The sequence below is a fragment of the Prevotella melaninogenica genome (assembly GCF_018128065.1).
GTDB lineage: Bacteria > Bacteroidota > Bacteroidia > Bacteroidales > Bacteroidaceae > Prevotella.
In genome coordinates this window covers 479,871-504,049 of the sequence record NZ_CP072359.1, presented here as the reverse complement: position 1 = coordinate 504,049, position 24,179 = coordinate 479,871, and the positions used below count along the sequence as shown (strand labels likewise).

Genomic DNA, 24,179 nt, shown 5'->3' with positions numbered 1-24,179 from the left:
TTGCTCATGCACAAGACAGGATTCGTCTATTGAAAACACATTCTTAGACAATTGTAACTGTAAATAAGCAGAAGTATTAATTTGATAAGTGCAAGGAAATCTTGCACTTATCAAAATTATTTAAATATGAATATCAGTAAATATAATCATTATATAGAACAAGGAGAATCGTGTATTATCTTCAATGCCTATACTGTATCCTTTTTAATTACCAATAAAAGAGGGTCTTCCGGAATTTGGAGTGATGGTATTATACTTTTCAGGCTCCCTTGTTGATAAAAAAGTATTGTAAACCCTTAAATATAAGCTTTTTGTGGTGTGGATAGCCCATGTAAGATAAGTATAGATTTTGTAGCCTTTATTTTAGCACTTTATATTCTTTAATATTCAGTAAACAAAGGGATTTGGAAGAATAGAACTCACAAAAGTTATTGATAATCAGATATTAAATGATATCACTCCAAATTCCGGAAGAACCATAAAAGAGATATAAATAAGTTTCTTTTAATGGAGAATTTTGAAAAATTAGAGAAAGAACAACCCCAACTATTCTATGATCTGTGTAAAAAAGGTATGCTTATACCTGATTTCTTTGATGAAAAAGCAACTTATATTAGCGATGTTATGGATAGGAAATTCTCGGGCAAAACTTATCACATGATTATCAATATGACCATGGATTGTAATTTAAGATGTTGGTACTGTTATGAAAACCATATTGATAATTCTGTGATAGGAGAAGATACAATCTCTTCTATTATAAAGCACATAAAGTTAAAATATGACAAAGCACCCTTTGAGTTGTTGACTTTGAGCTTTTTCGGAGGAGAACCTTTATTGTATAAAGAGAAGATTCTGCATATATTATCCCTAATAAACCCTATTGCTAGCATTAAAGGGTTTAAAATAACCATAAACTTTACCACAAACTCTACACTATTAACAAAAGATTTTGTAGATGCAATAAAAGGATACCATTCTACATTCCAGATAACTCTTGATGGATGTAGAAATATTCACAATACAATAAGAAAGTACAAAGATAAGAAAGCAATTGGTTCATATGACAGAATCTTAGAATCTTATCTTTAATAAAAGAGCATCTTTCTGATTATGAGTTAGTATTGCGCATAAATGTTTCTCCACAGACAAGTGTAGGATTGCAATCAATGGTATCTGATATAGAGCCTTTCTTGGATCCACAAAGAGCAACAATTGCCGTACATAAAGTATGGCAAGTGAATGAAAAGAAAATAGACGATTGCATAATAAATAACTTTGTAAAGGAATGTCAAACAAGAGGATTTGTATGTACATATCTTGACTTGAAATATAAACTTTGCAGTTGTTATGCCGACAATCTAAATGAAGTTGTGATCAATTATGATGGTCGTGTTTATAAGTGTACAGCTCGAAAATTTAATGAAGCTAATTCTTGCGGATTTCTTAGAGAAGATGGTGTAATAATATGGGACTACACTAAATTAATGAACAGGATGAATTTACAAATTCCTGAACGATGCATAAATTGTGATATGCTTCCTGTCTGTTCTAAACGTTGTTCGCAGTCTCTATTAGATGAACCGAAAGAGTTTTGTGTATTGAAAGAAGGTTATTCAAAAGTTGACTATATTATTGAGTTATTGAATAATTCAATAGTCTCAAAAAAAGAGCTAAATAAGATTAGGTGTCTTTATCTTTTTATCAATAATTTAATGCATATATATATGAGGTATCTTCTGCTAATTCTTTTTGGGACTATATCATTTACATCTTTTGGTGAAGGACTTAAAGGTAGAGTAATAAATGCAAAACAAGCAACAATACCTTTCGTAAATATTTTAATATATGTACAGAATAACAATAGACCTATTGGGGGGACGACAACAGATGAAAATGGAGAGTTCACCATTAACAACCTTACCAAAGGGAATACATTAACATTTTCCTCTATCGGTTATAAAACTAAAACATGGCTATATGATGGACAGGACTCTGTAAATGTCATGTTAGAAGAGGAGACACAAGTGCTTAAAGAGGTTGTTATCAAAGCTTCAAGATATAAGAAAATGGTGGATAGATTAATAATATATCCAAATAAAGAGCTTAGGGAAAGTACTAACAATGTATGGGGGGTACTTAATAAGCTCCATTTGCCTAATGCTATTATTTCCAAAGAGTCAATGGGAATTACAATGTTTGATGGAAAAAGCGTCGCCTATCAAATAAATGGCATGCCAGCTACTGCTGATGAATATCTTGCAATTTTACCCAACCAAATAAAGTCGATAGAGTTTATAGATAATCCTGGCGTTAGATATGCTACTCAAAATTTTGGTGGAATCCTTAATGTCAAGACTAAGGAAGGGGTAAAAGGTTATGGATTTGGATTCAAAACAATGGATGCTGTCACGACTTTATCAAGTGAAAATAACATCTTTCTGAAACTTAATAACGTAAAGGATCAAATCACGTTTATTTATAGCAATAAGCTCAGGCATTATACCAAGAACAGAATTGACACAAGGCTTGTATCCGATCCGCTTTCGCTCTTACAGATAAAAGAAGGCGACAACTCGGTTTATAGTTATCGGCAACATAGTCTTAAAGGTGTGTATAGTCATGTTGCTAAATCACTTCTTTTGAACGTTAATTTCAACACAGAATTCTACAATAATGACAAAGATGAAACCTTACAGAAAGTGTACTCATTCAATAATTTCATAAGTAACACCGCTTTGACACCCACGTACAAATCAAATTTATATTCATTTGACATATATGCATTCCAAAAGATTTCGAAAAAGGATAATCTGATATTTGACTTGTTAACAACATACAGAACCAGTAATTATAGATATAATTTTATGGAGAGGGACCAGTTTTCCATGATTTCATTTAACAATCAGTATGGTGTGCGTGGTAAGCGTCTATCGTTTATTCCGGAACTCTTGTACGAACATAAGATAAATGACATGAATAATCTTTCTATAGGAGTAAGGATAAATTATGCCAAAACAAATAACAACTATAGCCAAGATATAATGAAGAAAGACCATTCTGACAGCTATGACATGTTTAGTTATGTACAATTGCTTGGTCGCTATAAGAAACTAAGTTATCAGATTGGACTTGGAGGGAATATTGTTAGCTATAACAAGGACAGTATCTCCTATACGAAAAGATTCATGCGCCCCATGATTAAATTTTCATATGCTCCAATCAATAATTTGACTTTCTCTTTAAATACAGAACTTATTCCCCATATACCAGAGTTGACAGATATGGCAAATATCACAAGAAAGTTGAATTCCATAGAGATAGAAAAGGGCAATCCTGACTTACGTCCTTACATAGAATATAATAATAGACTTGATGTCACCTACAATATCAGCAGATTATATTTTCAGCTAGCTTATTCGTATAGGTTCAGCCGCCATCCTTTTGCCCCGAACAGCTATATTGATGATTGTGCTATTTATTATGTTACGGATAAATATAATAAAAGTCGAGTTCATACCCTAAGTACCTTTCTCAATTATGAAGTTATTAAAGATCGATTAACATTATCGGGATCCTGCGCTTTTTCAAAAACTTTATTTCAGAAAGACAATCTCGACTACTCGAAGAAAATATGGAACTACTACGTAGAGGGTAACTTGAACTTAACAAAGAACTGGAGTATGAATTTTGGTATTATTAATAACCGTAAGGAATTTAGAGGTAATCTTTACTTAGCACAAGAAGATGCTGTCTATTTCTCTACATCTTATCACCTTAAACAATGGATGTTTACCGCAGGGATATGGGATCCATTTAGAAGTAAGATTAAGCTTTCCGAAAGGAATTATGCTAATAGCAAATTTACCAAAAGCATCATATCGTGGAATGCCGATAAAGCCAATATGGTGTATATACAAGTTTCGCTTAGCCTCAATAAAGGACATAAAGCTCAAACATTGAGGCAAAAGATTCACAATATTGACGATGAGGATGGCATTGTTAAATAAAAGTTATAAATTTCCAAATCAATTGCAACATGATACTATGCAGTGTGGAGTAGCATGCTTAGAAATGATATGCAAGTATTATAAAAAAAATATTCTGCAAATTACCTGTCTAAGATGTGCCGTCCAACAATAGAAGGCGTATCCATGCTAAGCATCAGGAACACAGCATATGCGTTGGGGTTTGATTGTGAATGCGGTAAGATAAATGTTGAGGAGATAAAAGACATATCCTCTCCCTGCATCCTCCACTGGAATCAAAACCACTTTGTTGTACTCTACAAAGTTAAGAAAGGAAAAACTTTCTACATAGCTGACCCAAGTAAGGGACTTGTAGAATACAATATAGAAGAATTCAAGAAGCATTGGATAAGTACCTGTTCTGGTAGCGAAGAAAAAGGTATTGCAATGTTTTTAGAACCCACTTCAAAATTCTATGCCAATCCGTTTCAAAAAGATAATCAGAATGGGCAACGCTCTTTCAAGTTTCTCTTTGGTTATATTAAAAAGTACCGCCGTTACTTCGGGCAGATTGTCCTAGGTCTACTCGTAGGTAGTCTACTACAGCTCATTCTACCTTTCCTTACCCAATCGATCGTGGATGTAGGCATCAAGAACCAAGACATTGGTTTTATTTGGTTGATACTCCTGGGACAACTAATGCTCACCTTCAGCCGTACAGCTATTGACTTTATTCGCCGTTGGTTGCTGTTACAGATCTCTATTCGGATAAACATTTCGCTGGTGAGCGACTTCTTCATCAAATTGCTTAAGTTACCTATGTCATTTTTCGACACAAAGATGATGGGTGATCTCATGCAAAGAATGAACGACCACAGTCGCGTTAACAGTTTCCTTACACAGCAGACACTGAATGTCACCTTTTCCATATTTACATTCGTCGTATTCAGTATTGTATTGCTATCATATAATTGGCAAATATTCCTTATTTTCCTTTTGGGGAGCCTTTTATATGGTGGATGGTTGATGCTCTTCCTGAGACGAAGAAAGGTGTTGGACTATGAATTATTCGAACAACAGGCTATCAATAATAACAAGACCTATGAATTCATCACTTCCATGCAGGAAATAAAGCTACAGGACTGTGAGCAACGACGTCGCTGGGAATGGGAGGACGTGCAGGCCGACCTCTTCAGGGTGCAGATGAAATCGCTGAAGCTCCAGCAGACACAGGAGGCGGGCAGCATCTGCATCAACGAGCTGAAGAACATCGTCATCACGGTGGTGGCAGCAACAGCCGTGATTCACGGACAGCTTACACTGGGTATGATGCTCGCCGTACAATACATCATCGGACAACTCAACTCTCCCGTAGAACAACTGATGAATTTCTTCTATTCGGTGCAGGATGTAAAAATAAGCCTTGAGCGTATCAATGAGATACACCGCATGGACGATGAGAACGGAAAGCAAGGATTGGAAATGGCACTGAAAGAAGAAAATCAAGGCATAGACCTTGAAAACGTAAACTTCAAGTATGACCCTCATGCACTGAAAACTATCATTGATGATGTGAGCCTTACAATCCCCAAAGGCAAGGTAACAGCTATTGTGGGCGCATCGGGCAGCGGTAAAACTACTCTTATCAAACTGATGTTAGGCTATTATCCCGTATTGGGCGGACAAATCACCATTGGAGGAACGGATGTAAACACACTCAACAAGAAGTGGTGGCGCAGGCAGTGTGGGGTGGTGATGCAGGACGGAGTAATCTTTGCGGAGTCGATAGCACGTAACATTGCCGTCGATGATGGCGAGATAGACAAGCAGCGGTTACAGAAAGCTGCCGAGATAGCCTGTATTCACGATTATGTGATGGGGCTGCCCTTAAAATACAACACAAAGATTGGTCGCGATGGTGTGGGATTGAGCCAAGGGCAGAAACAACGTATATTGATAGCGAGAGCCGTCTATAAGAACCCCGACTATATTTTCCTTGACGAAGCCACCAACTCGCTCGATGCCAATAATGAGCGCATGATAGTGGAACATTTGGACGAGTTCTACAAAGGCAAGACAGTAGTTATCGTGGCACACCGCCTAAGTACGGTGAAGAATGCCGACCAAATAGTGGTATTGGATAAAGGCAAGGTGGTAGAAATCGGCAACCACGAAGTACTCACAGCAAAGAGAGGCGCATATTATAACCTTGTGAAGAATCAATTGGAATTGGGCAACTAACAGCAGAAAAAGGAAGATTATGGCAGACGACAAGATAGAACTCCGTAGCGAAAAGGTAAGGCATATCATTGGAGAGATACCATCAAGGATTGTCCGTTATGGCATCACGATCATCACCATTGTGGTATTGGGGCTACTGGCAGGTGCATACTTTATACCTTGTCCCGAAACCATCAGTGCAAAGGTACAGATGACAAATGCCCGTCAAGGCACAATAGACATTCCCTATAAATACGTGAATACGATAACGAGAGGAATGACGGTAAGCATCGAAATTGAGGGTTACGATGCAGAAACATACGGAGCAGCCCATGGTATCATAACATCCACATCACATACACCTTGGCAAACAGCAGAAGGCAGCGTGTTTATGGCGCAGGTAAGGATAACGGATTGCAAGTATAAAATTATCAGCAGAATGACTGGTGCAGCATCTATATTAATAAGCAATGAAAGTATACTTCAAAGGATTATAGGGCGAATTATAAATGTCCAGTAACTTCCTTTTTAATTGTAATAAAGCGATGAAAGAGGGCAATATCCATGTTAGTATGTCCACATTGCTGTTCAATGGAAATGATCAAAAATGAGAAGAAACGCAATGGCAAACAATGCTACTAATGCAAACATTGCCAGAAACGTGTTATTACTGGCTACACCGACAAAGCCTATTTTCCTAACACTGATTCTGAAATCATTCAACTGACCAAAGAAGAGCTGGGTATTTGTAGTATGGCACGAGTATTGGAAATTTCAGTTACCACTTTGCTTAAAAGGATTTTACAGATAGCAAGTAAAATCAAACAACCGCCTATCGCTGTAAGATAGAGAAATAAATCATGTAGTTGCCTTCAATGTAGGCAGAGTACCAATCGTACTTTGTCGGTAATACTTAAAAGCTCTTTCCTCTTCAAAGCCAAATTTATTTATACCGATAAATTGAAAAACTATGGCTATCTTATCAGTTAGGAAATACACCATACCCGTTTTTCATTCCACCAACCATATCGAGCTGTACAATCTTACACTTCTCACTCACCTAAAACGACTAAATTGAAAAACGATTTGTTACAGCCATAGTTTGTTAGTACTGACAACTATCATAAGAATTTACTTGTGAGTATAACTCTGTTCTTTAATTACCACACCACATCCACAACGCTATATCTGTGCTTGCGCTACTTGTCTGGAAAGAGATGGGATAAGACAGGGGTATTCTTTATCCTTTGAATCTCTGTTTCCACAAGCGATAGTATCTCTTGCTTCACCTTGCGATAGTTGACTTCGATGGTCTCTTTGAGATTATCGGATCCATCTTCGTTTGTAAAGTCTGCAATCGTGGGAATTGATTCGTAGGTCTTTGTTTCTGCAGATACCTTAGCACTATCCACCACAATCTCAGCATGGAAAATCTTTTGGTCGATACGTTTATCGAAGTTATCGGATACTACACCTTCAAACATACCCTGACCCGTTGGCGGAATTAAGGCCGAGTTTACCAAGTCTTTTGAAAAGAATTGCATATATTAAGGATTTTTGCGAAATTCGCATATAAGTTGTGCATACGGATTATTGAACTTAGTGTGTTGGTTATTACTAAGTTACAAAACATCTTTTATATGCAACTTTTCTTGCATATTAATTTATGCTTTAATTTAATTCCGTCAACGAGTTATATATAGTAAATAATACAGCAAATATAGTAAAAATACTAAGGAAATACAAATTTTTGAAAATAAAATAACTATTTTCTTGTTATAAACAATATATATTTGTATATTTGCGACAAGAAAAGGAAAATACCATTTTAGTATAATTATCTAGCAGACCATACTGTAAAAAGGAGCGGAAGCCGAAAAGCTTACGAGTAGGCCCTAACTTACCTTAATTAGACATGAACATACATACTTTAAAAGTAACGGCAATTCTTTCCGTATTTCTATTTCTTTGTATGCCGACAATGGCACAACAAAGAGGTAAAAATGAGAGCTTAAGGAAAGTCTTAGATAAAATGTTTGCGCACATTGACAAAAATAAAGTGCCAACAGGACTATTAAGAGATTATGCAGAAGAGTATGAAGATCTTGATATATTTACGGGAATAGTGCCCTTAACAGAACATAACGCTGCTGATTATGTAAGATTTGGGTATTTGTTGTCAACTATTAAGTCTGCAGATTTAATAGGTGAAGTAAGTAAAGACATAGATGTTTTTTTCCGTCAAAAAAAATCTTATGATGAGAATAACTCTATATCATTAAGTCTTGCATTGTACAAATATTCTCAAATTAAGGAAAATGCATTAAAAGATGGATTAATAACCTACAAAAACGATCAAGTATATACTACAAATAAAGATCCGTATAAGCAAGGTTACCTGTTCGCTTGTAGTTCACTCGTAGAAAACACAACTGAATCTTCCATTATTATAAGTTTACCCAAAAGTAACCTTCTGACTAACATGCATTTAAGTAAACTTGAAGTTAATCTGGGAAATGGCTTTCAGGAAATGGGAGTGAATAAAAAGGTTAAAGCGAATTTACAACAAGGAAGAAATGAAATAATAATAAAGGCAACATTGGATAATGGACAATCATTATTATCTCACATGTTTATAATAAAATTAGAACGTAAGCCTGATGGATTAACAAGAGCTTCTGAATACAGCTTTCTCTCCAATCCCCTTTCAGATACAATAGTTATAAACGGAGATGATTATCGTGGTATATCTACAAAAGCAGAAGTTACATATTGTTTATCAGGTAATCATACAACTATTGTGAAACCTTTGATTATTGTAGAAGGTTTTGATCCTAGATTACCTAACAAGTCTAAAGGCTTTACGCATTACAATAATGTCGTTGCTCCAAATTCTTTCTTAGAAATGTTAAGAGAAGGTTTTGGCTATGATCTTGTATATGTAGATTGGAAGAGCTCTGGAGAATATATTCAGGCAAATGCATATACATTGATATCTGTTATTAACTGGATAAATGAGCAGAAAGCTATATCTAATAGCAAAGAAAAAAACACAATAATCGGGCATAGTATGGGAGGGCTTATCATAAGATATGCTCTTAAAACAATGGAGGATAGGAATATCAAGCACCAAACTCAGACTTATATAAGTTATGATGCTCCACATTTAGGTGCTTATGTTCCTTTGGGAGTCCTATATGGTTATAAAGCTATTCGCGACTGGTGCGCAGATAAAAAATTTCTTAAATCTGTAATAAAAACATTTAGTGGTAAAAAATTTAATGTGGATGAGTTAATACAATTGGGAAATTCATTGGCATATTCAAGTGCTACAGCCCAATTATTGGTCGATTATGTAAACCCAGAGGGAAATTTGGATAATCGGGAATATATATTATGGCAAAAGGAACTCTCTAAATTAGGATTCCCTAAAGGTGATAATGGGCATGGACTAAACATGTTTGCTATAGCTAATGGCTCATATAAGGAACCGATTATTCCTGATCATTATTTATCAGCCGATGCCAATGCAGGAATAGGCCCACTCGACATTCTAACCCCATTAAATCCATTTATTTATGGACTTTCATTGAATGATATAACCGCAGCACTAGTTAGCATGATACCTGGTAAAACAAAGGTAGATGCCGACATAAAAATCTCTCCTGCTAAAAAAGTTGGAGATGAAGTTACTTATTTTAGAATAAAAATTAAGAAAAAATTTCTTTGGATAGGCCCCACTATTAGTCACACTAACTTTAGCTTTGATAGATACTATCCCAACATACCGCTTTATGATACTTATCCCAGTTCAAAATACGATGTAAGGGGATTCACAGGTAATCTAGATGGTAATCTTGGAGATAAGTTGAATGTTCCTGATATTCTATTGCAAAGAGAAATTTTTGTTAAGCCTAAAGCTATCCCTTTTGTTCCAACCTCTAGTGCCTTGGCTATAGGGTCAGGATTAACTCATAACCCTGAGCTTTATAAAGCTGAACCGCAAAGTATGGCCAGTGCTTTTGGCAAAAACTATTTTGTTAATAATGAAAGTCAAGAACACTCTTCTTTTTTAAAAGAAAAGCAAGTAAATAAGTGGATATTATCAAGGCTCTCTACTCTAATCGTTGGACCTATAAATGCTTATACCAATGCCCAATATTTCTTGACGAACGCTATAGGGGTGACAAGTTGGAGCACAGATAATTCAAAGATTGCGACTATTAATTCAAGTGGAATACTTACCGCAAAGGGGAAAGGAATTTGCTTTGTAGAGGCATCTAATAATGGAATTAAATATAGTATGCCAATAGTCGTAGGTAATCCAAGATACATACTTAAGGGTTCTTACAGTCCAGGAGGCTATTTGCTTAAAGCTGAATGTCTTGATACTGAATTTAAAAACTCACAGGATCTTATAAATGACGCTTTCAAATTCAAATGGGGTATTAAGTATGGCAATAGCCCAATAGAATGGATAGAAAACACTAAACCTGAAATTCTTTTTAGACAAACTTCAGATAACGAATACTGTGTTTGTTTTCTTGAAGTTTTGAATAGTCAAGGCGAACGAGTATCTATACAAAATATGGAAATTAGTTCTCTGAATATTTATGATATTGAAAATTCTACTTTCTACATAGACAGGAGTGGTAATTTATATGATGGAATAAAAAATAAATATGATTTTGACTATGCCAGCATATATTTCTCTCGCAAGAAAAATATTAGCAAAGCATTTGATGATAGTTCTTGGGATGCCATAACTGCGTTGTCAGTTGACCCTATTGGCAAATATAAAGAAGTTACTATTGACGAGGGAAGTATTCCTTTGAAGGATATGTTTGCAGAAGATGCTATAGAGTATATGAAGGCGCATTCAGAAGAAGGACAACAGTATATTTATACAATTGTACTTCTAAATTATGAAAATAAGTCTTTACAGTATATCCCTATTAGAGTTATCTACAAAAGTGATATTAACAAATAAAGAATAGAATTATGGTAAAGTTTTTAAAAGTCTCTTTAATATTGTTATGCAATATTTTCCTTCTTTCAAGTTGTATGAAAGAAGTGGAAGGATATGATACCTTTGCAACGATAACGCTGAATGGAGAAGTATATAAGAATTATGATTCTTGGAACTGGCTGCGTAGCTCATACAATCCTGTCTTTTTATCAAGATTGGAATGTGAGGAACAACTAACAGAATTGGACCTATATCTCCGAAAACAGCCAGACAATCGTTCGAATCATGCATATTCTCTTGATATCATCTTTGATTCACCGTTGAAGAAACTAAAGTTAAAAGAGCCTTATACTATAGTTTCTACTGCAGACACTTTACTCTATAAGAATAAACCTTTGGATTTTTACAAAAAGATATGGGAGGACAGGCGACATCTCCCTACATTTGGTAGCGGAGGAGTTTGCATTTTAAGTACAGTAACTGGATATATAAGAACAGCGGTAGTCACCTCTCTTTCAGGTACCTGTGTACTCAATGATTTTGATAAAAAAGGGTTTGCTCATGGATATCTAAAACTCTCAGGCATTTGGCCTACAGGTGAAAGATATTATCTTGAAGGAGATTTTACTGCACATGCTGGAGGCCCTGAAGATATAGAACAAAAATAAATTTAAATTTATCCTAAATGAAAAAAATAAATATAATACTCATAATGATATATGTCATTTTTGCAACCTCTTGCAATGATAACGTTATAGAGGATATAGACAATAATATGACTGAATATCAGAAAGAGAATAAGCCAAGGAGCAATAAAGAAAACATATATATGGAGCAAACTGATCATATAGCTATGCTTACAAGACTTGTTTGGTTTGATAAAGGCAGTAGTAAATACATCTTAGCCTTATCAAAAGAAGATGCATATAAGATGGGGTTCACGCTAAACGAATATCTTTCTGTAGAAAATTATGTAAAAACTCTCAATCAAATAAAAGTATTACACAAATAAAAACCAATCAAATTATTGTATTATGAAAAGAAAAGTATTTTTGGGGTTGATAGTAATTGTTGCTATCTTCTCATCGTATTCATGTTCAAATGATGAGACTGTTGAAGGTACAGTCGAAGATATTTCTATATCTCAATCGTCTCCAGAGTTTGTTGCAAAACTATCAGAACAACAAAAGATTAATATCCAGAAAACAGGAGAAGCATTCTTGCAGAATCAGCAAAGACATGCTTTTAATGCAACAATAGCCAAAGATATACCTACGAGATATGGCATATATTCTTTTCCTCAAACTGAAACGCGAGCCGTTGGCATTTGGGGGTCATATCCTGCACAATATTGGACAATGATTAGACTTAGAAAAGCAAAAGTTGTAGGAGGTGAGGTTTTGGCATCGCACATAAGAAGAGCAATCAATGAAGCTGTAAGTGAAATGGAACATAATACAAATGTAAGGTTTTATAATTCGGAAGGCGAGACAGAAGTGCTTGCTAGATATGGTATAAAACTACCTAATGTTTCAATAGGATACGACCTCAGTAAGTATGAAGGAACGGGTAGTTTTGGTCTTGTTGGTGGGGAGCAGTTTATTAGTATTCCTCAGACATTTAATGATGACAAATATAAGTTAGGGGCTGGCTATAAGCAATTAGTCGCATTCTTGTTACATGCTTTCTGTAATGCTGCAGGCATGTTCAATGAACAACAACGCCCTGATAGAGATAAGTATGTCAAATCTACCGAGATAATATCAAAGATGGCTATCAAGCATATTTTGAGAAGTGTGGCAGAAACTATATAATGAATGGCTCTTTCGATAAGAATTCTATTACTATAGCATCTTCTAAGGCATATAGCAAGAATGGTAATCCTACTATTAAATTAATAAGTGGAGGAGAAATTCTAAAGAATCTAACCTTATCCGATTTAGATAAGTACTTTTTAAATCAGCACTACTTACCATATATAGCTCGAAAAGACAACTATACAGAACTTGATAGTATCGTCTATATTAATGGCAGAAAATTAACAGACGAAGAAAGATTAAGATTACAACATCAACTCAACCAACAACGCGGCTTATTTGGTGAACCTTCTGCTGAAGGTAGATCTCCAAAAAGAAATCCTTGGTAATATATAATTCTGTAACCAACAGAACTATATTCCTTTTAATAAAACACTTAGTTGTGGATTATTCTTGATACGTTCAATCTCCGTATCTACAAGAGTTAGAACATCTTGTTTGACACATTTATAGTTGGCTTCGATAGTCTCTTTGAGATTGTCGGAGCCATCTTCGTTTATGAAATCTGCGATTATGGGGATGGGTTGGTATACTTTCATCTCGGCAGAGATCTTAGTACTATCCACAACAATCTCAGCGTGGAAGATTTTCTGGTCAATACGCTCGTCAAAGTTGTCGGACACTGCACCCACAAACATTCCTTGTGTGAGGTTACTGATTTTGGATGCTGGAATGAGACTGTCCATCTGTGTGGAGATAGACGTAGACTTGTCGTTGCGGTTGATGGTCATAGACTGTCGTTGCTGCAAGACCTTACCAAAGCGCTCACTCAATGTCTTGGCAGTTTCGCCTACTACTTGACCAGAGAAAACATTGCCCACCGTATTTTGAATCACCTTACTTTCTTTGTCTCCATAATCACGGGTAAGCTGTGAAAAGTCCTGAAAGCCTAAGCAGACTGCTACTTTATTGCTTCGTGCAGTAGCTATGAGGTTGTCAAGCCCACGAAAGTAGATGGTTGGCAACTCATCGTAAGCATCCAAAATTAGCCGTCTTTTGTGGATGCAGCATTGTTGCTACCTTTGCACAAAAAAGATGTTTGCACTGAATGAAACAAATGTTTATCGGGTTTGTTGTTCTCCTGTGGATATGCGCCAGGGGATGCTTCGATTATGTCAATTCGTCCGTGGTAACGATTTTAATCCATCTGATGGTTGTGTTTATGTGTTCTATAATCGTTCTCGCAATCGTATCAAGCTGCTTCATTGGGAACGATGTGGTTTTGTCGTATACCACAAGCAGATGGCACAGGGTTGTTTAAGTGGTAAAATCATGCAGCAAACCAAGGGATTTTATGAACTTCGATGGGATGAATTGGTCCTTTATATAGAAGGTATAAATCCTCATTGTTATCGAAGAAAACGTTACAATAAACCTTAGAAATTTCTTGCAAAATCCATATATTTTTCGTACCTTTGTATCATATAAATAACTGGTTTTCTGATGAATACATCCAACAATAAGCCTGCGTCTAACTATCATTTTTTAACTCGAGAAGATGTTATAAATCTTCTTGAGCAGAAAGACATGGAGCTTAAAAGTAAGGATGTAGAACTTAAGCAAAAGGATGCAGAACTTAAGCAAAAGGACGAAGAGCTTAAGCAAAAGGATGCAGAGTTAGCAAGAAAATCTCAACGTATTCTTGAACTTGAGCGTATGGTATTCGGTAGACGTAGCGAAAAGCGTTTACCTGAGAGTCCCAACGGCTGGGCAGGTTCGTTCTTTGATACAGATTGGGCAAAAGAAGGTAAACAACTTTCGGGGGAAATACCAACTATCATCAAGGAAGTAGAGAAGCAAGCTAAGCAGCGCAGGGAAGCAAGCCGCAACGCTCCTTCTACGAGAAAAGGCAAGCCATATGCCTCTTATGTTCCTAATGATATAGAGCGTGTGGTTACTGAGATTTATCCAGACGGTTATGATGAAAACCGTATGGTTATCATCGGTCACGATAAGACAGAACACTTGTGCTTACGTCCCTCAAGCTTTTATGTTAAGGTTGAAGACCGCATCGTCTGCCGTTTGAAAGATGCAAAACCCACGGATGCAAAGATTGACATACTGGAAGCTCCTTTACAGAAGCAAGCTGTGGATTGTTTTGCCGATGCCTCTCTGCTGGCTGAGATTATCACAGGAAAGTTTGTCTATCATTTGCCAGAGTATAGACAAAGCACCAGATGGAAAAGCATGGCATCAACATCCCAACCTCTACCATAAACAGCTGGGTTCACAGCACAGCTAATGCTTTATATCCTCTATATAAACTCCAAGCGAAGTTGATTTTACAGAGTCCCTACTTGCAAGTTGATGAGACAAGCGTACAAGTTGCCGACCGTAAGGGTAAGACTCGCAAGGGTTATCTGTGGGGAGTAAGAGATGCGCTGCACTGCCGAGGGGTCTTCTTTCATTGGAAGGAAGGTTCACGATCGGGAGCCGTACCCGACGAACTCTTCAAAGGCTATCATGGTGCTATACAATCCGATGGGTATGAAGCTTACAGCAGATTTGAAAACGTTCAAGGCATAGAGCTCTTGGGATGTATGGCACATGTCCGGCGAAAGTTCGAGCATTTATCGACAAATGATAAGAATGCCGCCCATATCGTTAAGATGATCGCTGTACTCTACGAGTTAGAAGCAAACTTAAAACACAGTAACGCCAGCTACGAAGAGATTCAGGCTGAAAGAAAATCCAAAGCATATCCTATATTAAAGGCTCTTGAAGCATATATGAAGGAGGTACACAAGGAGTATCTCCCTGGCGAAGCTATGGAGAAAGCTCTGCGTTATGCTTTCGCCGTATGGATACGCATCAGCCGATACGTACAAGATGGGCGTTTCAATATAGACAACAATCTTATGGAGCAAGCCATCAGACCCATTACATTGGGAAGGAAAAACTATCTGTTCTGTGGCAACAACGAAGGAGCCGAAAACAATGCCATCTTCTATACGTTCATGGCATGTTGTAGGGAAGCAAAGATAGAACCTAATGTGTGGTTAAGGCAGGTATTAGCAAAACCCTTGCTGGACATGGAGGATGAGGAATTGATTAAACTGCTACCCATAAACTATAAATAGCATAGAACCCTTATATGAAGCCAGTCATATAAGGTTTTTTTGTGAAGTGACAAGACGGCGAATTTTGGATGCTTACAACTCATCGATAATCACTGAGGATTTGAGTTGCTTCTTCTTGTTGATGAGCTTCACAATACGACTGTTATACAAACCGAGTGCTGCCGAATAGATATTCTGGCGGTCGGGGTTGTTACCCACAACAAGGACTTTCGGCTCATTCGGATTATTGATGTCAAGTGAGAAATCGTCACCCGTCATCACCCAATAAAGGGCAGGGCTTATCATACGAGACAGTGGTATTTTGGCACTGGCTATCTGTCCCTGCAACTGGTCTTGGGCGCCTCCCTCCCAAGCATCCATGAAAGGAGAAAGGTAATTGGCAAGTTCATCGTAGGAAGTGAGTATCGGGAATATCTGTGCGTAGGGACGATTCAGAAATTCGATGGCATGGGGAAAGGTGCAATACTTCCCGTCCTCATAGATTTTCAGAAACCAAATGATGGCAGCCAGCAAGATAATCGGCGACTCAACAAAGAAATCTCCCTGCTTCTGTATCCATGTACGGTTAAGATTCAGCATGATGGTATAAGCACTCTCATAGGCATCAGAAATGTCCGTCATAAAGGATGGATTGATGGGGTTGCAATGATGCGACTTGCGAGGGTCGTCGAAATTAATTACAAACTAAAGTTTCCCACCCCTTAAAACACAGGCTTTTCTCATTCATCTTTGCCTGTCGTCCCCCATATCTATTGACTTTTAACACATGCCTAACAGGAATTATGTAGTCTGTCCATATACTTCATCCCACTTTTTTAACGCTTCAGCCATTACAAGGATTTTGCTCATCTCTTTGTCGTTTTCGCTGATTGTAGCCATAAGCTGTTGGGGCGTCATCCCAAGTGTTTCTCCTAAAATGCGAAGAATTCGTTCGATGCAGGTAAGAACTCGCCTCCATAACGTGAGTGCCATGAGATTGCCCTCCATGTCCGAAAAGAGTTCGCCCATGGTTTGATATTCTGTGAACCGCTTTTCCAAAGCCATGACGGTATATGTAAGGTAACACAGCGTAGCGTCGGCTATCTAACCATTCTTGTCTTGCCGTCAAAGAATGCACAAAGTAGCAGCTTGTAGCCCAATACACATCTGCCTTTCATAGGATCGAAAACACGACTGATACCTTCCATCCTCACGCCACTCTTCTCAAGCACTGTGTCATCTATAATGAAACATGTAGTGGTATCTGATAGAGGAACTTCGCCATACTTATGCAATAGGTACACATATAACGCAGGGCAAAGTGGTTCATCAATCGTCTCCAATCCATCTGCGGGCGAATCATCATGCGATAGAAACAGTTCTTACCATGATTTGAAAGCTCATATATCTTATGTTTGCATCTACTGGGATGCTCTCACCGACAATGCGGAAGAGGCAAAGAGAAAGGATCAACTCCGAAGCAGAAACTCCGTCCTGTTTCTCCAATGACAGGCGAGATAATAGATGACCGATGCCAAACTTGCCAAAAAGATGGAAAAAATCATCACTCATACGAGTTTTAACACTCAAAAGTTTGGATAACTCGCTTATTTTCTCTATTTTTGCTTCCATAACAGTTTTGTTGTTTTGTCTTTAAAATCAGTTCTTTAGCAATTACTAATTTACAAAGAAAATTCGACAAACTGTTATTTTACTATCTATTTTTTGGGGTGGGAAACTTTAGTGACCTATATGCTTTGTATGTGTTCCTATCAACCCACTCGTAGCACTGGTATGGATATATGAATCTATATAGGCTATATCATTTCTACCTAAAATTGCACGTAGAAGCCCTGCATTCGCTCCGAATCCTGACGAAAAGAGAATTGCGTCTTCCTGCCCAACAAAAGTTGCTATTTCTTCTTCTAACTTTTTATGAATATCAAGATATCCACCTATCGCTTGAGCAGCACTTGCACCAGTGCCATACTTTAAGACTGCTTCAATACCGGCCTTTTTAGTTTCCTCCCTTTGTGACATTCCAAGATAATCATTAGAGATATATGCAGAAACGACACTGTCATAACCTTCAATCTCCATCTTAGCTCCGACACCCGTTTTTGACATAACCCAATATCCCTTACAGCCGAAGGTCTTCATCTGGTCAATATACGCTTGGAAATTTTGGCTTCTTTCAATGATATTCTCTTTAGGAGATAGTTCAAAGTCTTTTAAAGTAATAATAGTTTTATTCATATAAACAATGTATATATAGTTAATTTCACTGCAAATATACTGAAAGTACTAACAAAACAGAAATTTTGAAAAGAAAAAAGCATAAAAATTTTGTATTAAACAATAATGTTTGTATATTTGCAGTTGATATAACTATCAACTAAATATAAAATTATTAGCTTGTAAAAATATACTATGAAGTGGAGTAAATATAATATTCTATTTAAAGTGCAGACAGAAGATAACTATCTTTTGTTTAATACGATGTCTAATTCTGTTTTGAAACTTGATAGTGACAATGCCAAGACTCTAATGGATATCAAAGCAGGGGATTTGAAAGATTCAGAACTCGACCCTGTATCTTACGAAGAATTAGTTCAAAAAGGAATTTTAGTTGAAGATGATGACATTGAACTTGCTAAATTCAGATTGTTGAAGCAATATAATCGAATGGATAGTAATTCGATGTCACTAACAATTGCTCCAACAATGGCATGTAATTTACATTGTACATATTGTTTCGAAAACAGTCATCCCAAAATATATATGGATGATAGTGTAGAGGATGCAATAATAGCATTCATTAAAGGACATAAAATAATAGAACATCTTCATGTTTCTTGGTTTGGAGGGGAACCTTTATTAGCTTTCCCTAGGATAATTAGCTTGACAAGGAAGATGCTTGCTTTATCAAATGTAAAACGATATGAGGCCGAAATTATCACAAATGGAGTTAATATGGACGAAGAGAAGGCTAAAGCCTTAGAGTCCTTAAAGATAAAAACAGTTCATGTGACTATTGATGGATTAGGAGAGGCTCATAACATAAGACGAAAAGGAGGCAGAGGAGAGGATACTTTTAGTAAAATTCTAAATGGGCTAGACGTTTTGTCGCATTATGATGATATTTCAAAGACAATTAGAGTCAATGTTGACAAAAACAACCCAGAGCAATTCAACAAAGTGTATGAAATGATTCGCCAAAGGTATAGGAATCTCAACTTTAACACTTATATAGGTTTTATAAAAGATTCATATGGGTGTGGAAAAAGTTGTACTGGATGTTACTCTAGCGAGGAGCAGGCATCTTATATAATTAGTGCATATCAAAAGCTAGGATTACCTACAGAGTCTTTATTACCTTTAAGATATAATTTTGAATGTATAGCCAGGCAAAAGAATGGACTTTTGATTGGGCCAGATGGTTGGTTGTATAAGTGTTGGACGGATTTAGGTAATGAAAAAATGCGTCTGGGAAATATCAAAAAAATAGATCAGATTTCATTAGATCTACTGGCAGAGTACATGGTAGGTGCAGATCCATTTTGTGACGTAGAGTGCCAAAAATGCATCTTGTTGCCTTTTTGTGGAGGTGGATGCCCTCATTCGAGGGTTATGAATAAATTTTATGGAACAAATAATAATTGCTGCCATTTTGCAAAAGGTCATATAGAGGAATTTGTAGAAACTTATTTCAAATTAAAGCAGCAAATTTTCTAATTATTTAATTTTTATAGTATGGTTAAATTATTTTTCTCAGAGTTAAAGGCAATACGTCCTATGGAAAACGATGCCAAGTTTGCAATCGCTCGAGATCTGACAGTAGAATTGCAGTCAAAGATCCTAGGTGGAGTTAATAACATTAGTAATGAAGATATGTCACAAATGCCTATTTGTAATGCTGTTTGTTACCCATCAGAAATGGGAGTGTGTCATTGTTACAAAAATTTGGCATAGCATGAGCTAAAAAGGGTCACATTATAGGTTCGGCTTATGATGTGACTCGAAATATTGAAATAAAAGGAATAAATGAAATTATATACCGCCATAATATTGGGAAACATTTTATTCCCAACATCTGCGATAGCACAGAATGATACTATCTATTCTTCAAAGTCTTTGAAGGAAGTGATGGTAATTGGGAAATTGATTCAGCAGGAAACTGATCATTATAACTGTATCCCTACAAATAAGCAACGCAGACATTCGCATACAGGACTTGAATTAGTAAGAAATATGATGATTACAGGTGTAGATGTAAACATCGAAGATGGTAAGATCCTGACTCCGGCAGGTCCTGCAACGTTATATATCAATGGAAGGGAAGCTTCATTCAGAGAGGTTCAAGGTCTGCGTCCAAAGGATGTTATACGAGTGGAATATTATGATATTCCTACTGGAAAGTATGCTAAGGATAGAGCCGTTTTAAACTATGTGGTAAAGAATTACACAGCTGGAGGCTATACACAGTTAGAAGCTCTGCAGACTGTAGGATTCTTACGAGGGGATTATAATATAATCTCGAAATATAGTTTCAATAATTATAATGCCAATATCTGGGCAGGTTATAAGATAGAAAATCCTAAATCAGATTTTTATTCTTTAGAGCACTATCGTTTATCTGATGAAATTACAAAACAAACTACTTATCCCCATCAAGATGAAAAGCAGACAGTGAAGTATTTTATTGCTAGTTTAAGTCGGATGACAAATAAGCAAACCTGGATGATACGTGTGGGTATAGAAGCAAAAGATGATAGGGATAATGCGCATGTAGGTAGTGTTCAATATGGGTCGGCTAGTGGTGTCAATATGATTAACAGTTCGCTATTTAGTCACGAAAAATCGTTGAAACCAACCGTTTATATATATTATAATCGTTCTATTAGCAAGAATCAGAGTATTGATGCAGTTGTAGATGGTTATTATGCCCGTAATAATTATAATCGAACATTATCTGAGCAAAGTATACTTAGGAATGATGTTACCGAGGATTATTTCTATTCAAAGCTGAATGTTAATTATAATTTCTTATTACCAAAGACCAGCAGTCTGACATTTAGCTTTCATGAATATTTACGTAGCTCTCAAGATAACTATGCCGGTTCTTCACCTTTGTTTCAACATCTACGTTCGTCTGAAACAATATTCTTTGCAGACTATAACAAGCGTTGGAAGAAGGCAATGATAGATGTTAATCCTGGAGTTTCTTATCTTATGTATAAGTTACATGGTAACAGTGCGACTAAACAACTTGCACCTCGATTGCAAATATCGGCATCATGGATGCCAGATAGGATACAACGTCTTAAAGTATTCTTCTCGCTTGGTAATACTTTTCCGTCTTTAAGCTCAACAAATCGGGCTGAACAGCAGATAGACCCTATTATGATTCGTCGTGGAAATCCAGATATGGATAATTCAACACTATTAGGACCAGGGCTCACCTATTCTGTAAATTACAATCAATGGTCTGCACTCTTTTCTACTTACTATATGTATATGAGTAATGCTATTGTAAATACTTATAGTGTAGAGGGGCAACATATTGTAAATTCATTTAGCAGTAACGCACGTAGCCACCAGAGTTCTACCTCACTTTCTCTTACATGGAAACCTAGCAGTAGCTTTAATGTAAAATTAGACGGGGCTTATTCTTATTATGCTGTTAACCGGGAAATCCATGAACGACAAGCTGGTTGGCAGGTAGGTATGCAAGCTAATTATTATTTAGGTGATTTTTTATTTTCGGCATTCTGTCAATCACCGACCAAATCTCTTGAAAATTACCAAAGGCATGTTAAGACTCCGTGGCAGTATGGGTTGACTACAGAATGGAGTCATAATAATCTTTCCGTAGTCCTAACGACAAATAATCTTTTTTTGCAGAAGAACAGAATAACCCAAGCACTCTTTTCTGACAGTTATGATGCCTCTCAGGCTATTAGGCGAGATATTAATAATGCTTACGCTTCTATTAAAGTTCTTTATACACTAGAGTATGGAAAGGCAACACGCCGTTCTCCAAAGTATAATATAAAAGATTCAGAGAGTACTATTTTACGATAGGTATAGTGTAAAAGAAGTAAAAAGTATGAAAGAAAGTAATTATAATATAGTATTAAAAATTTCTGTGTGGTGCATTAAGACGTCATTGCAGCTGAATTAAATTCAGATAATGTTTCTGGCTTATTAACTAAATGAAGAGCGGAATCAGTAATATTTTCAGGCATTTGAAAGTTGTCTTATAGAATATTCTGGCTGACACGTTCTTAGTGATAAATATAGGTGATTGCATTAATAGTCATGATTAAAAAGAGAATTCACTAAATATAACGTGAGTTCGACGAATTTAGAACAGAGCAAGCTGTGTGTCAATAGTCCTTTGTACATTGATACACGGCTTCTTTGGGAACAGACAATAGGCAGCAATAGCACCCAATAAATTGACAATGAAATTGTCAAAGCATCTATGTCTGGAGTGCTCCACCTGCGCAATATTCTTAAGCTCATCATTCACGGTTTCTATAATGGCTCTTTTTCTGAGTAAGAGTCTGTCAGAAACACTCATCAAAGCTCCTTTCATGTTGCTTTTCAGCTTGGTAATAAGTTGTATTCCATCCACACACAACCTTTGGAAGAGATTTTTGCTGATGTACCCCTTGTCGCCGACCAGCTTGCCATATATGAAATCTACAAAATCTTTGTATTCCAAAGGCTTACGGTCATCAACATCTCCCGGTGTTATCATAAAATTGAGAAGCTCTCCTTTCTCATTGCAAATCAAATTCAATTTGAAACCGAAGAACCAACCCATAGAGCATTTTCCTCTTTGGGCTATACCTTTGAAAACCTTGTGAATATGTATTCTTTGGTTCTTGCAGACACGCAGTGGTGTGCTGTCAACAAAACTTATGCCCGTGCATTTGCCCAACAATACTTTCTTGATAAATAAAGCGAGTGGAATGACAACCTTCCTTTCCAATTCTACTATACGGTTGTATGAGACAATTTTAGGAAACAAATGACGCAGACGCTTACATACTTTTTCAAGATAGAAATGTTTAAAGCGGCGATAACCAGAGTCGTGAAAAAGAATCATTATTAGCATGACTTCTGCCTTTGACATCGTGGAATCTCGATGATACTTTCTTTTTCCAGTAGGCTTTAGCGTATATTTTGCCACCATTGCATCAAAAAAATTGCAGAAATCATCTGCCATACAAAATATTTCAGTAACTTTGTCCTCGGTGATCATAGCGATTTTTGTTTGTAATTGTTTGTAAATCAACACCTTAAAATTACAACAAATTTTGCTAATCACCAAATTTATAGACACTTATAATTCATCGAACTCACGTTAATATATATTCTTCTCATTATAGTCCACGAGTTATTTCTTCCGTTGTTGGTGGATGGGTAGGTGCTTGGGCTGGAGCTAAAGTTGGTGCAGCCGCAGGAACTGGTATAGGAGTTTGGGTCGGTGGTGTCGGAGAATTTGTTGGTGCACCTCTTGGAGGAATTATTGGAGGTGTTGCCGGATACTTCACAGGAAAATCCGTTTCAGAAACGGTGTATGATAGAATTACCCAAAAAGGAATTCCTTTGCGGCACAGATAATTAAAATTAAGGTGTCTCTTTTGTTATTTCGAAAGGGACACCTTGTAAAAAGAAGTATATGATTGTAAAAGACATTTTATATAGAAACAAGGATATTGATTATGGACTTAATATCATCTTTAAACTGGATGACAATAAATTTTTGCTGTTTGATTCTATTGGTTTCTCTTTTGTTGAAGAAATCAACCTGATGGACAACAGGTGGAAACATAGTCTACATTGGGGCAACAAATTGCGAATAGACGGTATTTATGAAGATGAGTTAACTGCTTATTTTGTTGTATTCTCAAACGGTAATATACTATATATATATCAATCCATTAATGGAGATGAAAAGATCAGACAAGAAATGCGTTTTGTTTTGCCAAGTGATTCAGATTATAAAGACATAGTTTCTTATATGAATGAGGAATGGATAGATGTATGGTATAGTAAGGCGGGGTCAATTAATAACATCATTTTTAGTTTAGGAGATAAAACTTGTAAGTAATGGATAGCAATACATGATTGC

15 protein-coding genes and 6 pseudogenes are annotated in these 24,179 nt (G+C 36.5%); 15 read left to right on the top strand and 6 right to left on the bottom strand.

Annotation, left to right across the window (positions count from 1 at the left end):
• Window positions 1-507 precede the first annotated feature (507 nt).
• The 4 genes and pseudogenes from J5A56_RS02180 to J5A56_RS02165 all read left to right on the top strand — a co-directional run bounded on the left by J5A56_RS02180 (window position 508) and on the right by J5A56_RS02165 (window position 6,708).
• Window positions 508-1,092, top strand: coding sequence for a radical SAM protein (locus J5A56_RS02180; protein WP_211815475.1), 585 nt, complete (start codon window positions 508-510; stop codon window positions 1,090-1,092).
• 77 nt (window positions 1,093-1,169) lie between these two features.
• Entirely contained in the window at window positions 1,170-4,010 is a 2,841-nt protein-coding gene (locus tag J5A56_RS02175) for a carboxypeptidase-like regulatory domain-containing protein (protein WP_211815474.1), read from the top strand.
• Window positions 3,994-6,209, top strand: a pseudogene (locus J5A56_RS02170) (peptidase domain-containing ABC transporter). The gene J5A56_RS02175 and the pseudogene J5A56_RS02170 overlap by 17 nt, the downstream one beginning before the upstream one ends.
• A 19-nt stretch (window positions 6,210-6,228) precedes the next feature.
• Window positions 6,229-6,708, top strand: coding sequence for a hypothetical protein (locus J5A56_RS02165; protein ID WP_021670469.1), 480 nt, complete (start codon window positions 6,229-6,231; stop codon window positions 6,706-6,708).
• 679 nt (window positions 6,709-7,387) lie between these two features.
• Here J5A56_RS02165 and J5A56_RS02160 read toward each other — a convergent pair.
• Window positions 7,388-7,684: pseudogene (locus J5A56_RS02160) on the bottom strand (conjugal transfer protein TraG); the annotation flags it as partial.
• A 485-nt stretch (window positions 7,685-8,169) separates the two neighbouring features.
• On the opposite strand from J5A56_RS02160, the gene J5A56_RS02150 reads away from it, so the two are divergent.
• From J5A56_RS02150 to J5A56_RS02130, 5 genes are read left to right on the top strand one after another with little or no spacing between them, the layout of a single operon-like run.
• A complete protein-coding gene (locus J5A56_RS02150; protein ID WP_051305119.1) occupies window positions 8,170-11,178 on the top strand; it encodes an esterase/lipase family protein in 3,009 nt (1,002 codons plus the stop codon).
• A gap of 11 nt (window positions 11,179-11,189) precedes the next feature.
• Window positions 11,190-11,825: a hypothetical protein gene (locus J5A56_RS02145; protein ID WP_081691245.1), complete on the top strand. Its 636-nt coding sequence runs from the start codon at window positions 11,190-11,192 to the stop codon at window positions 11,823-11,825.
• Between the two features lie 17 nt (window positions 11,826-11,842).
• A complete protein-coding gene (locus J5A56_RS02140) occupies window positions 11,843-12,169 on the top strand; it encodes a hypothetical protein (RefSeq protein ID WP_021670464.1) in 327 nt (108 codons plus the stop codon).
• Between the two features lie 22 nt (window positions 12,170-12,191).
• Window positions 12,192-12,971 (top strand): hypothetical protein, encoded by a 780-nt coding sequence (locus J5A56_RS02135; RefSeq protein WP_021670463.1) that lies wholly within the window; start codon window positions 12,192-12,194, stop codon window positions 12,969-12,971.
• Window positions 12,971-13,303, top strand: coding sequence for a hypothetical protein (locus J5A56_RS02130; RefSeq protein WP_021670462.1), 333 nt, complete (start codon window positions 12,971-12,973; stop codon window positions 13,301-13,303). The genes J5A56_RS02135 and J5A56_RS02130 overlap by 1 nt, the downstream gene beginning before the upstream one ends.
• Before the next feature lie 24 nt (window positions 13,304-13,327).
• Here the strand turns inward: J5A56_RS02130 and J5A56_RS02125 are convergent.
• Window positions 13,328-13,945: pseudogene (locus tag J5A56_RS02125) on the bottom strand (TraM recognition domain-containing protein); the annotation flags it as partial.
• A 64-nt stretch (window positions 13,946-14,009) separates the two neighbouring features.
• Between J5A56_RS02125 and tnpB the strand changes: the two are divergent.
• From tnpB to tnpC, 3 genes are all read left to right on the top strand, one after another.
• On the top strand, window positions 14,010-14,354 hold the full coding sequence (gene tnpB / locus J5A56_RS02120) for an IS66 family insertion sequence element accessory protein TnpB (RefSeq protein WP_211807225.1): 345 nt from the start codon (window positions 14,010-14,012) through the stop codon (window positions 14,352-14,354).
• Between the two features lie 63 nt (window positions 14,355-14,417).
• On the top strand, window positions 14,418-15,191 hold the full coding sequence (locus J5A56_RS13365; protein WP_249112037.1) for a hypothetical protein: 774 nt from the start codon (window positions 14,418-14,420) through the stop codon (window positions 15,189-15,191).
• A complete protein-coding gene (gene tnpC / locus J5A56_RS13360) occupies window positions 15,152-16,054 on the top strand; it encodes an IS66 family transposase (protein WP_249112049.1) in 903 nt (300 codons plus the stop codon). The genes J5A56_RS13365 and tnpC overlap by 40 nt, the downstream gene beginning before the upstream one ends.
• Window positions 16,055-16,129: 75 nt before the next feature.
• On the opposite strand, the pseudogene J5A56_RS02110 reads toward tnpC, so the two are convergent.
• The 3 pseudogenes from J5A56_RS02110 to J5A56_RS02100 form a co-directional block, all read right to left on the bottom strand.
• Window positions 16,130-16,738, bottom strand: a pseudogene (locus J5A56_RS02110) (conjugal transfer protein TraG); the annotation flags it as partial.
• Between the two features lie 96 nt (window positions 16,739-16,834).
• Window positions 16,835-17,665 (bottom strand): annotated as a pseudogene (locus J5A56_RS02105) (hypothetical protein).
• 111 nt (window positions 17,666-17,776) lie between these two features.
• A pseudogene (locus J5A56_RS02100) lies at window positions 17,777-18,289 on the bottom strand (aminotransferase class I/II-fold pyridoxal phosphate-dependent enzyme); the annotation flags it as partial.
• A gap of 174 nt (window positions 18,290-18,463) precedes the next feature.
• Between J5A56_RS02100 and J5A56_RS02095 the strand changes: the two are divergent.
• Window positions 18,464-19,768: a radical SAM/SPASM domain-containing protein gene (locus tag J5A56_RS02095; RefSeq protein ID WP_021670857.1), complete on the top strand. Its 1,305-nt coding sequence runs from the start codon at window positions 18,464-18,466 to the stop codon at window positions 19,766-19,768.
• Between the two features lie 309 nt (window positions 19,769-20,077).
• Entirely contained in the window at window positions 20,078-22,117 is a 2,040-nt protein-coding gene (locus J5A56_RS02090; protein WP_021670859.1) for a hypothetical protein, read from the top strand.
• Between the two features lie 283 nt (window positions 22,118-22,400).
• Here the strand turns inward: J5A56_RS02090 and J5A56_RS02085 are convergent, their stop codons facing one another.
• The gene (locus tag J5A56_RS02085) at window positions 22,401-23,306 is read right to left on the bottom strand and encodes an IS982 family transposase (RefSeq protein WP_081691254.1); all 906 of its coding nucleotides are present in this window, start codon (window positions 23,304-23,306) and stop codon (window positions 22,401-22,403) included.
• 420 nt (window positions 23,307-23,726) lie between these two features.
• Between J5A56_RS02085 and J5A56_RS02080 the strand changes: the two genes are divergently transcribed.
• Window positions 23,727-24,158 (top strand): hypothetical protein, encoded by a 432-nt coding sequence (locus J5A56_RS02080; protein ID WP_021670861.1) that lies wholly within the window; start codon window positions 23,727-23,729, stop codon window positions 24,156-24,158.
• Window positions 24,159-24,179: the final 21 nt, after the last annotated feature.

Excerpts from the sequence above, each read along its gene's own strand:
- J5A56_RS02180 (WP_211815475.1), top strand. The coding sequence starts at position 508 with ATGGAGAATTTTGAAAAATTAGAGAAAGAACAACCCCAACTATTCTAT.
- J5A56_RS02175 (WP_211815474.1), top strand. The coding sequence starts at position 1,170 with ATGGTATCTGATATAGAGCCTTTCTTGGATCCACAAAGAGCAACAATT.
- J5A56_RS02165 (WP_021670469.1), top strand. The coding sequence starts at position 6,229 with ATGGCAGACGACAAGATAGAACTCCGTAGCGAAAAGGTAAGGCATATC.
- J5A56_RS02150 (WP_051305119.1), top strand. The coding sequence starts at position 8,170 with ATGGCACAACAAAGAGGTAAAAATGAGAGCTTAAGGAAAGTCTTAGAT.
- J5A56_RS02145 (WP_081691245.1), top strand. The coding sequence starts at position 11,190 with ATGGTAAAGTTTTTAAAAGTCTCTTTAATATTGTTATGCAATATTTTC.
- J5A56_RS02140 (WP_021670464.1), top strand. The coding sequence starts at position 11,843 with ATGAAAAAAATAAATATAATACTCATAATGATATATGTCATTTTTGCA.
- J5A56_RS02135 (WP_021670463.1), top strand. The coding sequence starts at position 12,192 with ATGAAAAGAAAAGTATTTTTGGGGTTGATAGTAATTGTTGCTATCTTC.
- J5A56_RS02130 (WP_021670462.1), top strand. The coding sequence starts at position 12,971 with ATGAATGGCTCTTTCGATAAGAATTCTATTACTATAGCATCTTCTAAG.
- tnpB (WP_211807225.1), top strand. The coding sequence starts at position 14,010 with ATGTTTGCACTGAATGAAACAAATGTTTATCGGGTTTGTTGTTCTCCT.
- J5A56_RS13365 (WP_249112037.1), top strand. The coding sequence starts at position 14,418 with ATGAATACATCCAACAATAAGCCTGCGTCTAACTATCATTTTTTAACT.
- tnpC (WP_249112049.1), top strand. The coding sequence starts at position 15,152 with ATGGAAAAGCATGGCATCAACATCCCAACCTCTACCATAAACAGCTGG.
- J5A56_RS02095 (WP_021670857.1), top strand. The coding sequence starts at position 18,464 with ATGAAGTGGAGTAAATATAATATTCTATTTAAAGTGCAGACAGAAGAT.
- J5A56_RS02090 (WP_021670859.1), top strand. The coding sequence starts at position 20,078 with ATGAAATTATATACCGCCATAATATTGGGAAACATTTTATTCCCAACA.
- J5A56_RS02085 (WP_081691254.1), bottom strand. The coding sequence starts at position 23,306 with ATGATCACCGAGGACAAAGTTACTGAAATATTTTGTATGGCAGATGAT.
- J5A56_RS02080 (WP_021670861.1), top strand. The coding sequence starts at position 23,727 with ATGATTGTAAAAGACATTTTATATAGAAACAAGGATATTGATTATGGA.